16 protein-coding genes are annotated in these 13,814 nt (G+C 59.5%); 7 read left to right on the forward strand and 9 right to left on the reverse strand.

What is annotated here, in order from left to right; genetic code table 11:
- Positions 1–14: 14 nt before the first annotated feature.
- Positions 15–971 carry a putative 2-dehydropantoate 2-reductase gene (locus H8F23_RS08255; protein ID WP_194933998.1) on the reverse strand — a complete coding sequence of 319 codons (957 nt, stop codon included), beginning with the start codon at positions 969–971 and terminating at the stop codon, positions 15–17.
- Positions 968–1,354: a thioredoxin family protein gene (locus H8F23_RS08260; RefSeq protein ID WP_194933999.1), complete on the reverse strand. Its 387-nt coding sequence runs from the start codon at positions 1,352–1,354 to the stop codon at positions 968–970. Before H8F23_RS08260 ends, H8F23_RS08255 begins: the two co-directional genes overlap by 4 nt.
- Between H8F23_RS08260 and H8F23_RS08265 the strand changes: the two genes are divergently transcribed.
- Together H8F23_RS08265 and H8F23_RS08270 are read left to right on the forward strand one after the other, a co-directional pair.
- Positions 1,353–1,796, forward strand: coding sequence for a PilZ domain-containing protein (locus H8F23_RS08265; RefSeq protein ID WP_099756854.1), 444 nt, complete (start codon positions 1,353–1,355; stop codon positions 1,794–1,796). The genes H8F23_RS08260 and H8F23_RS08265 overlap by 2 nt on opposite strands.
- A gap of 143 nt (positions 1,797–1,939) precedes the next feature.
- The gene (locus H8F23_RS08270; protein ID WP_007908583.1) at positions 1,940–3,016 is read left to right on the forward strand and encodes a 3-deoxy-7-phosphoheptulonate synthase; all 1,077 of its coding nucleotides are present in this window, start codon (positions 1,940–1,942) and stop codon (positions 3,014–3,016) included.
- A 60-nt stretch (positions 3,017–3,076) separates the two neighbouring features.
- Here H8F23_RS08270 and H8F23_RS08275 read toward each other — a convergent pair whose 3' ends face one another.
- Positions 3,077–3,358, reverse strand: coding sequence for a GNAT family N-acetyltransferase (locus tag H8F23_RS08275; RefSeq protein ID WP_003226804.1), 282 nt, complete (start codon positions 3,356–3,358; stop codon positions 3,077–3,079).
- Positions 3,359–3,996: 638 nt separating this feature from the next.
- Between H8F23_RS08275 and oprI the strand changes: the two genes are divergently transcribed.
- Complete coding sequence (oprI, locus tag H8F23_RS08280; RefSeq protein WP_003199355.1) at positions 3,997–4,248, forward strand: outer membrane lipoprotei OprI; 252 nt, start codon at positions 3,997–3,999, stop codon at positions 4,246–4,248.
- 126 nt (positions 4,249–4,374) lie between these two features.
- On the opposite strand, the gene H8F23_RS08285 is transcribed toward oprI, so the two are convergent.
- From H8F23_RS08285 to H8F23_RS08295, 3 genes are all read right to left on the reverse strand, one after another.
- The gene (locus H8F23_RS08285) at positions 4,375–5,346 is read right to left on the reverse strand and encodes a L,D-transpeptidase family protein (RefSeq protein ID WP_194934000.1); all 972 of its coding nucleotides are present in this window, start codon (positions 5,344–5,346) and stop codon (positions 4,375–4,377) included.
- A 136-nt stretch (positions 5,347–5,482) separates the two neighbouring features.
- The gene (locus H8F23_RS08290) at positions 5,483–5,776 is read right to left on the reverse strand and encodes a hypothetical protein (protein ID WP_007908575.1); all 294 of its coding nucleotides are present in this window, start codon (positions 5,774–5,776) and stop codon (positions 5,483–5,485) included.
- 57 nt (positions 5,777–5,833) lie between these two features.
- Positions 5,834–6,439 (reverse strand): arylesterase, encoded by a 606-nt coding sequence (locus H8F23_RS08295; RefSeq protein ID WP_016985507.1) that lies wholly within the window; start codon positions 6,437–6,439, stop codon positions 5,834–5,836.
- Between the two features lie 10 nt (positions 6,440–6,449).
- On the opposite strand from H8F23_RS08295, the gene H8F23_RS08300 reads away from it, so the two are divergent.
- The 3 genes from H8F23_RS08300 to greB are packed head-to-tail and all read left to right on the forward strand — an operon-like array spanning position 6,450 to position 10,169.
- A complete protein-coding gene (locus H8F23_RS08300) occupies positions 6,450–7,133 on the forward strand; it encodes an ABC transporter ATP-binding protein (protein ID WP_007908572.1) in 684 nt (227 codons plus the stop codon).
- On the forward strand, positions 7,133–9,637 hold the full coding sequence (locus H8F23_RS08305; protein WP_194934001.1) for an ABC transporter permease: 2,505 nt from the start codon (positions 7,133–7,135) through the stop codon (positions 9,635–9,637). Before H8F23_RS08300 ends, H8F23_RS08305 begins: the two co-directional genes overlap by 1 nt.
- A 34-nt stretch (positions 9,638–9,671) precedes the next feature.
- Positions 9,672–10,169: a transcription elongation factor GreB gene (greB, locus tag H8F23_RS08310; protein ID WP_003226818.1), complete on the forward strand. Its 498-nt coding sequence runs from the start codon at positions 9,672–9,674 to the stop codon at positions 10,167–10,169.
- 6 nt (positions 10,170–10,175) lie between these two features.
- On the opposite strand, the gene H8F23_RS08315 is transcribed toward greB, so the two are convergent.
- The 3 genes from H8F23_RS08315 to H8F23_RS08325 form a co-directional block, all read right to left on the reverse strand.
- On the reverse strand, positions 10,176–10,484 hold the full coding sequence (locus H8F23_RS08315; protein ID WP_194934002.1) for a class I SAM-dependent methyltransferase: 309 nt from the start codon (positions 10,482–10,484) through the stop codon (positions 10,176–10,178).
- Between the two features lie 248 nt (positions 10,485–10,732).
- Positions 10,733–11,167 carry a DoxX family protein gene (locus tag H8F23_RS08320; RefSeq protein WP_007908568.1) on the reverse strand — a complete coding sequence of 145 codons (435 nt, stop codon included), beginning with the start codon at positions 11,165–11,167 and terminating at the stop codon, positions 10,733–10,735.
- Between the two features lie 112 nt (positions 11,168–11,279).
- Positions 11,280–12,701 (reverse strand): MltF family protein, encoded by a 1,422-nt coding sequence (locus H8F23_RS08325; RefSeq protein WP_194934003.1) that lies wholly within the window; start codon positions 12,699–12,701, stop codon positions 11,280–11,282.
- Between the two features lie 236 nt (positions 12,702–12,937).
- Here H8F23_RS08325 and H8F23_RS08330 point away from each other — a divergent pair, with 236 nt between their 5' ends.
- On the forward strand, positions 12,938–13,744 hold the full coding sequence (locus H8F23_RS08330; protein WP_194934004.1) for a TatD family hydrolase: 807 nt from the start codon (positions 12,938–12,940) through the stop codon (positions 13,742–13,744).
- The last annotated feature ends 70 nt before the right edge of the window (positions 13,745–13,814 follow it).

Below are 13,814 nucleotides of genomic sequence, written 5' to 3' on the forward strand. Positions count from 1 at the left end.
ACAAAAAAAACGACCTAAACGTTGCGCCGGTCGATAAAACGTAAATTACGATACAGCGCTTCGATGCGCGGCAGCTCACAGCCCGCCGCTTTGGCCGCTGCCAGTGGCCGAGCGTAAATCGCCTCCAGCTCCAGCGGCCGCTTGTGTAAAAAGTCGTGGTACATGCTCGGCCAGTAGTCGGGCATTTTCTCGGTCATCATGAACAGATAGTCGGCGTATCCGGGCGGTATCTCCTGGCCGCAGGCCTTGGCGCCCTGCACCACTTCGGCCATCAACGCCTGGATCAACGCGCGGCTGTCGGCATCGGCCATCAGCGGCGTGGTGCTGGCGCCGAGCAACACCGAGAGTCCGTTGTAGGGAATATTCCACACCAGTTTCTGCCAGCGCGCCTGTTGCAGATTGGGCATTGCCTGGGAATCGATTCCGGCAGCGCGAAACAACCCGCTGCCCTCCTCGACAATCGCCATGCGCGCGCCATCATCCACGGCCGGGCCGCTGTGATAGCCAACGTTGACCGCGCCGAGTGCCTGATGGGTCACCAGACCCGGACCTTCGCGGTGTACGCAAATCAGGCACAAGCCGCCCAGCAGATGCAGGGACTCGGGGAGCAGTTCACGCAAGCTGTCTTCGACGTCGAGACCGTTTTGCAGCACCAGCACTTTCGCATCCGGCTTGGCCGCTTGAATGATTGAAGGCGCGAGACCGGCGTTGCTGGTGGTTTTCGCCCCCACCAAAAGCCAGTCGCATTTGGGCATGTCTTCGGCCGACGAATAGGCCTGCGCCGGATGCAACGTCAGCGGGCCATGCACCGCGCTGTTGATTTGCAAACCGCGCTCAGCCACCGCCGAAAACTCACTGCGCAACAGAAAGTGCACATCGAAACCGGCACGTGCCAGCATTACGCCGTAGAAACCACCAATTGCGCCGGTACCAATAATCCCCACCACCGGCTTGTTCACTGCCCCCATCATGGCAACTCCTCTGCAATTCGACCCAGTGCCTGCGCTAGCGCCGCGTTCAACGCATCGGCCGTCAGGCGCGTGTGCAATGCTCCAAAGAACTCGCCGTCGCGCACCACAAACAACGCCGGCAAATGAAAGACCTGATAGCGCTCGACCAACCCGCCGTTGTCGCCGGCATCGATCCAGCACAGACGATCAATCCCCAACGCCATAGCCGGCAACACTTCGCGGGCATATCGGCAACTGGCGCAGCCGACGCTGGTAAAAATCACCAGCGAAACGCCGCTCATCGCCAATAGCCGTTGGTCGGCGTCGAAATCGGTCAGTTCGGATTCGACCACTATACTGGGGGAAACAATGTCAAATGGCTGACACAGGGAGTCTGTGCTCATGGGACGTTTCATTCCTCATCCGGACGAGGTGCCGGTTGAATTAACCTTGCTCAAGCCTGAGTGTATTTCCAGGCAACAGCTGCACACTATCAGCCTCGGCGGCATCGCTTGCAATTACCACCGTGCCTGGCGCCATGGCACGGCGCTGCAAGTGCGCATGCCGTCACTGCATGCCGACATCTGTTACCCGGGCTATGTGGCGTGGTGTCTGCGGCGCAAAAAAGGCTATCTGGTGGGCATCGCGTTTACCGATGAGCAGACGCTGTTCAGTGCGCGAATGGGTGAGCAAGTGTGTCAGATCGAGCGCTACTGCCGCATGCACGACACCCACGATGACCTGCAAGAAATTCAGGCGGTGGCCCTGCAATGGGTCGAGCAACACGCCGACGAGTTCTCCCACGACAGCGTGCGCAAGGCTTTCGCCCAGCCAGTGCTGGACTGACGCTCTTCTCTAAACCGTTACATGCCCATTGTCGAGCAGGCGCTTTACGCGCTAAGGTTCCGCTCCCCGACGCGCTTAAATCTGCTGTGCTCCGCCGCGCGGGGATCGCTGGCGGCCGGCACCCGTGACCTGACGAGTAAACGATGGCTGATTTACCGATCAACGACCTAAACGTCGCCTCTAACGAGACCCTGATCACTCCCGATCAGCTCAAGCGTGATATCCCTCTGAGCGATGCTGCCCTGCGCACCGTCACCAAGGGCCGCGAAGTCATTCGCAACATTCTTGATGGCACCGACCACCGTCTGTTCGTAGTGATCGGCCCGTGCTCGATCCACGATATCAAGGCTGCCCACGAATACGCCGATCGCCTCAAGGTGCTGGCGGCGGAAGTTTCCGACACCTTGTATCTGGTCATGCGCGTGTATTTCGAGAAGCCACGGACCACCGTGGGCTGGAAAGGCCTGATCAACGATCCGTACCTGGACGACTCGTTCAAGATTCAGGACGGCCTGCACATCGGTCGTCAGTTGCTGCTGGATCTGGCCGAAAAAGGCCTGCCGACCGCCACCGAAGCCCTCGACCCGATCTCCCCGCAGTATCTGCAGGATCTGATCAGCTGGTCGGCCATCGGTGCACGTACCACCGAATCGCAGACTCACCGGGAAATGGCTTCCGGTCTGTCCTCGGCCGTCGGCTTCAAGAACGGCACCGACGGCGGTCTGACTGTGGCGATCAACGCCTTGCAGTCGGTGTCCAGCCCGCACCGCTTCCTCGGCATCAACCAGGAAGGTGGCGTGTCGATCGTCACCACCAAAGGCAATGCCTACGGTCACGTGGTGCTGCGCGGGGGTAATGGCAAGCCGAACTATGATTCGGTCAGCGTTGCCCTGTGCGAGCAGGCGCTGAACAAAGCGAAGATCAAGCCGAACATCATGGTCGACTGCAGCCACGCCAACTCCAACAAGGATCCGGCCCTGCAACCGCTGGTGATGGAAAACGTCGCCAACCAGATCCTCGAAGGCAACCAGTCGATCATCGGCCTGATGGTCGAAAGTCACCTGAACTGGGGCTGCCAGGCGATTCCGAAAGACCTCGCCGACCTGCAATACGGCGTGTCGATCACCGATGCCTGCATCGACTGGTCCGCCACCGAGAACACCCTGCGCAGCATGCACGCCAAGCTCAAGGATGTTCTGCCGAAACGCCAGCGCAGCTGATCAGCGTTTTACAGGCATAAAAAAACGCCGGGCAATGCCCGGCGTTTTTGTGTGTGCGATTCAGATCTTGGCGGCGCGGCGCTGATGACGCTCCATGTAGCGCTCGACGTAGGAGCAAGACGGGATCACCGTGTAGCCCATTTCTTCGGCGTACTGCAGCGCGCTTTCGGTCAGCGCTGCGGCAATGCCACGGCCACGCAGGGCATTGGGCACGAAGGTGCGATAGATATCCAGGGTCTGTTTCCCCAGATCCATATAGGTCAGGTAGGCACGATGACCGTCCACATTGGTCTCGAACTGATGACCAGCCTGGTCATGGTGGATGGACAACGCCTCGCTCATCACTACTCCTCGCGGGTCTTGAATTCTGACCCCTACCTTACCGATGTTTTTCCGGCGAAGGAACATCTACGCCACCCCGTGCCTGATGGACACCGAGAAGAGCCACACCGATCTCGCGCAACCTGGCACCTGATAAATAGTAGGCACCATTGGCAAAAATGCTCAAGGTACGCTCGTCATCAAGCGGGTTGACGGGGGTTGCTCCGATGGACGCAGGGTGGGCCTGGAAGAAGATCTTGCCAAACCGGTCACCTGAACATTGCCGGATGTTGAGACTTAAGACGTGCAGCCTTTTTTAAAGTCACCTCAACATGGACAAAGATAAGCGAAGCAGCACGCAAATTCGGAACAAAAGTGTCGACGTATTCATCTAGAAAGACTTTAGCCAAGACTGCAAAAACAGCACGTGGCAACGGGAACTTTTTCTCATTAACTCGCTCAGCTCGGGGCTTGCAGCTGTATATTTTTTAAACAGCGCAGTTAAAAGTTGCTCGAAAAAGAATCAACGCCTACAATTTTTTTTGCTTCTTGCCTTACGTCAGTTTACTTACTACAAGTAATGGGTAGTATGTACGCCGGCTATTTCCTCAATCGTGAGGAGACAGCCACTTAATTGAAAGTCCTTGAAGGGGAACACGATGAACAACGTTCTGAAATTCTCTGCTCTGGCTCTGGCCGCAGTTCTGGCTACCGGTTGCAGCAGCGCATCGAAAGAAACCGAAGCACGTCTGACCGCTACTGAAGACGCAGCTGCTCGCTCCCAGGCTCGTGCAGACGAAGCTTACCGTAAAGCTGATGAAGCTCTGGCTGCTGCTCAAAAAGCACAACAGACTGCTGACGAAGCTAACGAGCGTGCTCTGCGCATGCTGGACAAAGCTAGCCGCAAGTAATAATCCTTCGGGGTTGTTATCGAGCCGACCCGATTTTTCGGGTCGGCTTTTTTGTGCCCGATGCTTTTGCCCGGGCAATAAAAAACCCGCCGGCGCTGCACGCATCGGCGGGCCTTTAACCTCGACTTACTGTTGCAAGTCGATCGGTGTACTCGAAACCATCGGGGCCGAGGTAGTCGGCGTGCCGATTTCCGTTGGCAGGCCATCTTCGGCCGCGACCACATCACGCACCACATCCCAGTTCACGCGCAGGTTGCTGGTGACGTCTTCACGCTTGAGCATCGCGTTGATCACCGCAGTGTGCTTGTCGACCACAGACGGGTTGCCCTTGTCGTCGATCGGCGTGTGCGCTTCCAGATAAACCTTGCCGCCACTGCTGCCGAACTTGTAGGCATCGTTGAGGATACGCACCGACGTGCCTACCGGCACCATGCTGGCCATTTCCAGCACGTTATTGTTGAACATGCGGAAGCAGCCGTGACTGGTGCGCATGCCGATACCGAATTTCTTGTTCGAACCGTGGATCAGGTAACCCGGCGTACCCAGGGTGAACTTGAACGGGCCCAACGGGTTGTCTGGGCCGGCCGGCACTACGTTTGGCAGCGGATCACCGTCTGCGGCGTGTTCAGCCTTGATCGACGCTGGAGGCGTCCAGGTCGGGTTTGGCGTTTTGGCGATGATCGAGGTGTGTGCGATTGGCGAACCCCAACCCTCACGACCGATACCCAGCGGGAACGTGTACACCACGTTGCGGCCTTTCGGGAAGTAGTAGAGGCGGTATTCGGCAAGGTTGATAACGATGCCTTCGCGCGGGCCCGGCGGCAGAATGAAACGGGTCGGCAGGACGATTTCGGTGCCGGCACCCGGCAACCAGGCATCGACGCCCGGGTTGGCCGCGACCATCTCCGAGTAACCCAGATCGTACTTCGTGCCCAGATCGGCGAAGGTGTCTTCGTACTTGGCTTTGATCACCTGCACCTGACCGATGATGTCTTCACCGGGTGGTGGCAGGGGAAACTCCAATGCAGCAACGGGACCGGCCACACACAGGGCGGCAAGTGACAGGCAGCGGGTGACGGCAGGAAAGCGCGGCAACATCCGGAAAATCCTTCGCATGATCAACAAGGGTATAAGAGCGCGATTGTACACCGCACCTTGGGGATTCGGGGAGACAGCCCGATAGGCTGGCGAAACTCTTCATGTAGGAGCCGCCGCAGGCTGCGATCTTTTGATCTTAAAGCTCGAACCGCAGCTCCGGCCAGATCGGCGAGGTGCCGCGCTTCTGCGATTCCAGAATCGCCCGGCACAGCGAGCACAGGCGTTGATCCTGAAACACCCGGCGATCGACGCTCGACCAGCGCGGTTGCGCCGGCAGCAAGCTGCCGCACAGGGTGCGATCAGCCGAGCCACCGAGTTCGAGTTGACGGGTCACCAGATGCACCCGCACTTCCTGGCAGGCGAACAGATCCAGCTGTTCGTCAGGCTCGATCAGTTGGTAGGCAAACAGGGACCAGGCAGAACGCGACATCGGGGGCTCCAGATAAGGGGGCGCCACATTAGCCGAAAGCCTGTCCTTAGAAAAGCCTCATAACAGCGGTTTTAGCGTCGGCCAGACATTTTCCAGCAACTTGCCCTGAGCCCCGGCTGCCGGGTGCAGACCATCGGCCTGCATCAGGTCCGGATGACCGCCGACGCCGTCGAGGAAAAACGGCACCAGGGGGATCTTTTTATCGTCGGCGAGTTTGCCGTAGACCTCGGCGAAGGCATCGGTGTAACGCTTGCCGTAATTGGGCGGCAGTTGCATGCCGAGCAGCAGCACCTTGGCCCCGCTCTGACGCGAGCTGTCGATCATCGAGGCAAGATTTTGTTGCAATTGAGTTGGCGGCATTCCACGCAAGCCATCATTGCCGCCGAGTTCGAGGATCACCAGCTCAGGCTTATGCTCTGCAAGCAGCGCCGGCAGCCGTGCCTGGCCTCCAGCGCTGGTGTCGCCGCTGATGGAGGCATTGACCACTTTGTCGTCGAAACCCTCCTGTTTGAGCCGTTGTTCGAGCAACGACACCCATCCCAAGCGGGTATCCAGTCCGAAACCGGCGCTGATACTATCGCCAACGATCAGGACAGTACCCGCCGCTGCGTTCTGGGCCATGCACATCAAGGCCAGGCCAGCACTCAAAAACCACACACGCATCGGATTCTCCATGGGCGCAAGCATTCTCACCGCGAAGAACCTCAGCAAAGTGGTTCCCAGCGCGGAAGGTGAACTGACTATCCTGCACGAACTCAGCCTGGAACTGAACAAGGGCGACAGCCTCGCCATCGTCGGCGCGTCCGGTTCGGGCAAATCCACCCTCCTCGGCCTGCTCGCCGGCCTCGACTTGCCGAGCAGCGGCGAAGTCATCCTCGCCGGCCAGGGCCTGAGCAATCTCGACGAAGACCAGCGTGCACGCATTCGTGCCGAGCATGTCGGCTTCGTCTTCCAGTCCTTTCAGTTGCTCGACAGCCTCAACGCACTGGAAAACGTCATGCTGCCGCTGGAACTCGACGGCCGCAAAGATGCGCGTGAACGGGCCACCGAATTGCTCCAGCGCGTCGGTCTCGGCCAGCGCCTGACGCACTCGCCGCGCCAGCTCTCCGGCGGCGAGCAGCAACGTGTGGCCATTGCCCGCGCCTTCGCAGCCGAACCTGACGTGCTGTTCGCCGATGAACCGACCGGCAACCTCGACAGCCACACTGGCGAGCGCATCAGCGATTTGCTCTTCGAATTGAACAAGGAACGCGGCACCACCCTGGTGCTGGTGACACACGACGAACGCCTGGCCCATCGCTGCCGGCGCCTGATCCGTCTTGAAGCCGGGCTGTTGGTCGCCCCTCTGGAGCCTTGATGGCACGTTTGCCGCTGTTGCGTCTGTTCAGTCTCGCCATACGCCAACTCATGCGCGATGCCCGCGCCGGGGAATTGCGCGTGTTGTTCTTCGCGCTGGTGGTGGCGGTGGCGGCGAGTACCGCCATCGGTTATTTCGGCGCCCGTCTCAACGGCGCCATGATGCTGCGCGCGACCGAATTTCTCGGTGCCGATCTGGTGCTGGAGGGCAGCTCGCCAGCCCGTGAAGAACAGATCAGGAGTGGCACCGAGTTGCGTCTGAAGCATGCGCAAGTGGTGGAATTCTCTAGCGTCATCGCCACCGACAATGGCATTCAGTTGTCGAGTATCAAAGCCGTCGACCGTGCCTATCCGTTGCGCGGCGAACTGAAGAGCGCACCCGCGCCTTTCGCTACCGAAGAAACCGGTGGCGAACCGCAACCCGGCGAAGCCTGGGTCGAGGCACGCCTGCTGACTGCACTGGATCTGAAAATCGGCGACAGCATTGATGTCGGTATGAAGACGTTGAAACTGGCCCGCGTGCTGACGTATGAACCGGATCGCGCCGGCAACTTCTACAGCCTCACGCCGCGGGTGATGATCAACCTCGACGACCTCGCGGCCACCGGCGTGGTGCAACCCGGCAGCCGCGTGAGTTACCGCGAGCTGTGGCGCGGTGAACCGCAGGCGCTGGAAACCTATCGGCAACTGATCAAACCCGGGCTCGCAGCGAATCAGCGGATTCAGGATGCCCGCGATGGCAACCGGCAGATTGGCGGTGCACTCGGTAAGGCCGAGCGCTATTTGAATATGGCTAGTCTGGTCGCCGTCTTGTTGGCCGGAGTGGCGGTGGCATTGTCGGCCAACCGTTTCGCCAGTCGCCGCTTCGATGCCAGTGCGTTGCTGCGCTGTCTCGGTCTGTCTCGTCGGGAAACCATGGTGCTGTTCAGTTTGCAACTGACTGTACTGGGGCTGCTCGCCGCGCTCAGCGGGGCCTTGCTCGGCTGGCTTGCGCAATTGGGGTTGTTCGCGCTGCTACATGATTTGCTGCCAAGCGATGTTCCACCGGGCGGTCTGTTTCCTGCTATTGCCGGGATCGGCACCGGGCTGGTCGCCCTGGCCGGTTTCGCCTTGCCGCCGCTGGCCGCATTGGGTCGTGTGCCGCCGCTGCGTGTATTGCGCCGCGACATGCTGCCGATTCCGTCGAGCACCTGGATGGTTTACGGCGCCGCCCTGGGTGCGCTAGGCCTGATCATGTGGCGCCTGAGCCTCGATCTGCTGCTGACATTCGCTCTGCTCGGCGGTGGCGTGGTCGCCGCGTTGGTATTGGGTGGTTTGCTGCTGTTGTTGCTGCAAAGCCTGCGACGGATGCTCGCCCGCGCTTCGCTGCCATGGCGCTTGGGCCTGGGCCAGTTGCTGCGGCATCCGTTGGCAGCGGCCGGTCAGTCGCTGGCTTTCGGCCTGATTCTGTTGTCGATGGCATTGATCGCCCTGCTGCGCGGCGAATTGCTCGACACCTGGCAAAACCAGCTACCGAAAAACGCGCCGAACTACTTCGCCCTGAATATTCTGCCGGCAGATAAACAGGCTTTCACCGATCACCTGATAAAAGTGTCCGCGCAAGCCGCACCTCTTTATCCGGTCGTACCCGGCCGATTGATCAGCATCAACGGCGAATCTGTGCAGCAAATCGTCAGCAAGGATTCGGCGGGAGATCGCGCTGTGCAGCGCGACTTGAGCCTGACCTGGGCGGCGGATTTGCCGGCGGGCAACAAGCTCACTGCCGGTGAGTGGTGGAAAGATCAGCCAACCGACGGTGTTCCCGGCGTATCGGTGGAAGGCAAAGTCGCCGAAAGCCTCAAGCTCAAACTCGGCGATCACATGGTGTTCAGTGTCGGCGGGGTCAACCGTGAAGCGAAGGTCACCAGCCTGCGCGAGATCAACTGGGACAACTTCCAGCCGAACTTCTTCATGATCTTCCAGCCCGGTACGTTGAAGGATCTGCCGGCGACTTACCTGACCAGCTTCTATCTGGCCCCCGGCCATGATCAGCAGATCGTCGAACTGTCACGCACCTTCCCGGCGGTGACCATTCTTCAGGTCGAGGCGCTACTCGAACAGCTGCGCAGTATCCTCGCCCAAGTCACTTTGGCGGTCGAATATGTGTTGTTGTTTGTGTTGGCGGCGGGTATGGCCGTGCTGTTTTCCGGCTTGCAGTCGACGCTGGATGAACGTATCCGCCAAGGTGCGTTGTTGCGTGCATTGGGCGCGGAGCGGCAGTTGCTGATCAAGGCGCGGCGCATCGAATTCGGTCTGCTCGGTGCAGTCAGTGGTTTGCTCGCCGCGATCGGCTCGGAAGTGGTGAGTCTGGTGTTGTATCGCTACGCGTTCGACCTGCCGTGGCACCCGCATCCGTGGCTCTTGGTGCTGCCGTTGATTGGCGCGGCGTTGATTGGCGGTGCAGGCGTGTTCGGTACGCGCCGGGCACTCAATGCAAGTCCACTGACAGTGTTGCGTGAGGGTTGATAGACTCAAGCGGTCTTAATCACAAGAAGTTGCCATGAGCCGTTATCGCCCTCCCCGCACCGCCGGCACCGCGCTGATCACCCCTGAAGGTGAAGCGCGGATGCGCGCCGAATTCCATGAATTGTGGCATGTGCGCCGCCCGCAAGTGACGCAATCGGTCAGCGAGGCCGCGGCTCAGGGCGATCGCTCGGAGAACGCCGAGTACACCTATGGCAAGAAGATGCTGCGCGAAATCGACAGTCGCGTACGCTTTCTGACCAAACGCCTGGAAGCTCTGAAAGTCGTCAGCGAAAAACCCAGCGACCCGAACAAGGTCTACTTCGGCGCCTGGGTGACTATCGAAGACGAAGACGGCAAGCAATCGCGCTACCGCATCGTCGGCCCCGATGAACTGGATCTGAAACTGGGCCTGATCAGCATTGACTCGCCACTGGCCCGCGCCTTGATCGGCAAGGCGCTGGATGCAGAAGTCCGGGTGCAGACGCCGACCGGCGAGCAGTTCGTTTACATCGTCGCCATCGACTATCCGTAAAGCGAATCAGCGGCGGGTGATCAGTCCCTGCCGCGCAACGCGCACCAGTTGCTTGATCATCTCCGGCGCATCGTCAGTGCTCGGCGTCTGAATCACCGCCAGATCAAAACTGTCACTGGCAAAACGTGACAGCGACTCGCCGTCTTCAACGAACTGGATCAGGAACGCGGCAGGACCGCCACTGCGCCGTGGCCAGCCATCGAGATAACGCAACAGTGTCGGCTGATGTTTGCCGCCAAGGAGGATTTTCGGGTTGCGCTGGGTGATATGCGCCGTGATCGGTGCGGGACGTGCTGGAGGGCGTAGTGCATTCATCGTGTCGTGTCTCTGCCTCAAAAGTCTGCATGGCAGGTGAGAGGCAACACCGAACCAGCGCTTTAGCGGTATTTCGAAGCCCTGTTCCGGCTTCTGACGGCAACTGTTGAAGTCACCTGGCGCCCCGCAAGTAGCTGTTTAAATCGGCGCATGGGCAACATCCTAGAGAACGTGACCGATCAGTGTCAAGAATCAGCCGCAACAAAAAAGGCCCGCACAATGCGGGCCTGTTCCTTGAGCCAGAGCGCTTAACCGGCGATGGCGCGGTCCACCGAGAGCTTGCCGGCGCCTTCGATCAGGACGGCGAGGCTGCCACCGAGCAGAGCCAGGGCGAACTCGTAACCGTTGTTGGCCATAAACAGACCGTTGCTGATGTGAACGGTGAAGATCGCCACCAGCGACAGAAAGGTCAGACCCAATGCTGCCGGACGCACCAGCAGGCCAATGATCAACGCCAGGCCAGCGAAGAATTCGGTACCGCCCGCCAGCGTCGCCATCAGGTAGCCCGGGTGCAGACCGATGCTGTCCATGTACTGCGCGGTGCCCGCCAAACCGTAACCACCAAACAGACCGAAGAGTTTTTGCGAACCGTGAGCCGCAAAGATTACGCCGACAGCGATGCGCAGGATGGTCAGACCGTAGCCAGCGCGGGTGAACAGTACTTTGTTGATCAGAGAGCTCATGGGGCGTTCCTTGTTTTTGCGAGAAGTTATGTGTGTTGGTTGGCCGCTATATTAATCAATAAATTTCATGTTAAAAGCGCAAATATTTCGCCATAACAATCGATTTATTAGATCATTTCCGTGAGACGACTTTTTGCGCCCCGGGCTCCAACGACTCCCGCTCCCGGTCGAACGCCAAGTAATACTTGTTCACGCTATTAACATAGCTGACCGGCCCCATTCCTACCTGCTCCATGGCAATGCGTTCGACCTGGAAGAACCACTGATTGGGGTTCAGTCCACGCCGCCGGGCTTCAGCGCGCATGCCCTGCACGCGCTCGGGGCCGATGTTGTAGGCCGCCAACGTGAAAGCCATGCGTTCACGTTCATTGAGCTTGGGACTGTTGAAGAACTTGCGGCGGATCATCGCCAGGTACTTGGCCCCGGCCTGCACATTCGCATCGAGATTCTGAATGTTGTTCACGCCGACTCGCTGAGCGGCAGAAGGCGTGATCTGCATCAGCCCGGTCGGACCACTGCCGCTGCGGGCATTGGGTTGCAAGCGTGACTCCTTAAACGCCAGTGCGGCCAGATTCAGCCAGTCCATGTTCTGCGCGTCGGCATGCTTTTGCAGGGTCGGGCGCAGTTTTTCCAGGCGCTGGCGATCAGCCTTGGCCAAGGGATAGTGGACTTGATAAAGACGGCGATAGATGCGCAAAAACGCCGCATCTTCATTGGATGGCTTCTTGTAACCGCCGAGAAAGCGATCGATGCTCGCGCGCAACATCGAGGCGTCGCGGCGCACGAACCAGTACTCCTCGCCCGGTTCGCTGATTATCAGTTGCCGGTCAAACCGCAGCTTCGACAGGATCTTGCCCCAGCGCTCGGCGATGGGTTGCTCGACGATGGTCAGGTGGAAAATGCCACCCTGCACCATCTCCAGCACGTCTTCGACCGCCAGGGTCGGATCGACCCATTCGATCTTGATCGGCGCCAGTTTGTGCAACGCCAGTTTCTGATTGAGCTGACTGACCGCCTCCCCCGCCGCACTGCCGGTCGGCAACGCCAGGGTTTTACCGGAGAGCTGCTCGACCTTGGTGTAGCGCCGTTCGCCCTTGATCCCGACCAGCACCAGCGGCACGTTGCTGGCGATTGGTTCGCTACTGGCCACGGCGTAGCCCGATTGCAGATCGAGCAGTTCGCCCGGCGCGACCAGATCACCCTCGCCCCGCTGCAAGGCGCCGAGCAGTTGATCCTTGGCTTTGGGAATGATCTTGAGGGTGATTTCCTGACCATCGCGGGCATGGCCGTTGAGGTATTGCTCGAAGGCGCGCAGGCGATGGTATTCGACGCCGATGGCCTGACCCTGGACTTCGCCGGAGCTGTTGCGGCTCTGATTGACCAGCACCCGCAATACGCGGCTGCTGCGAATCTCGGACAAGTCGCGCACCTTGGCCGCCGGCACGGCTTGCAGCGGCCCGGGCAGGCGCGCAACCGCCGTCATCGGCAGTAGCAGCGAGCCACACAACAGGAGCAAAACCGAGGGACGAACCATCCACTCTCCGGAAAGAATACGGGGCGATTTCATCGTTAAACCGTCGAAATCACCGACGAAAACAGAGCGCCATGAGCGCTGGCAACGTGCGAGAGACTGGCACAGTAATGGCACTTCTACCAAACCGGTCTGCGTCGCGGCATCAACAGACAGCTATAACTCGTTGTAGTTCTTGGCTTTTCTTATGAATCTACAGCTCTGGTATGCTTTCCGGCCTTCGGCCCGAGGTAGCAACCATGCAACTCATCGATATCGGCGTCAACCTGACCAACCCCAGTTTCGCCGACAAACATCAGGCCGTACTCGATCGCGCCTATGCCGCGGGCGTGTGCCAACTGGTGCTGACCGGCACCAGCGTCGAGGGCAGCGAGCAAGCCCTGGAGCTGTGCCAGCAACTCGATGAAAGCGGCCAGCGACTGTTCGCCACTGCCGGTATTCATCCGCATTCGGCCAGTGACTGGAACGCTGACAGCGCGCGCCGCCTGCGCAGTTTGCTGAAGGAATCCAATGTGGTCGCGGTGGGTGAATGCGGGCTGGATTTCAACCGGGATTTCTCGCCGCGCCCACAGCAGGAGAAAGTCCTTGAGGAACACTTGGCGCTAGCCGTTGAACTGCAAATGCCGGTGTTCCTGCACGAGCGCGATGCCAGCCAGCGTTTGCTGGAAATATTGAAAGACTTCCGCGATCACCTGCCCGCCGCTGTGGTGCATTGCTTCACCGGTGAGCAAAAAGCCCTGTTCAGCTATCTCGATCTGGATCTGCACATCGGCATCACCGGTTGGATCTGCGATGAGCGCCGGGGTACGCATTTGCATCCACTGGTGAAAGAGATCAAGCGTGGACGGTTGATGCTGGAAAGCGATGCGCCGTATCTGCTGCCGCGCACGCTCCGACCAAAACCGAAAAACGGCCGCAATGAGCCGGCATATCTGACTGAAGTGCTGCGTGAGGTGGCGTTGCATCGCGGCGAGACCGAGGAAGATCTGGCGGCGCATACCACCGCGTGCGCCCGGGCGTTTTACAACCTCCCCCCCCTCCCCTGACACCCCATAATTGCCCCCTGTAGGAGTGAGCCTGCTCGCGATAGCGGTGTGTCAGTCGCCTAAATGTCGA

It is taken from the genome of Pseudomonas neuropathica, assembly GCF_015461835.1.
GTDB classification, from domain to species: domain Bacteria; phylum Pseudomonadota; class Gammaproteobacteria; order Pseudomonadales; family Pseudomonadaceae; genus Aquipseudomonas; species Aquipseudomonas neuropathica.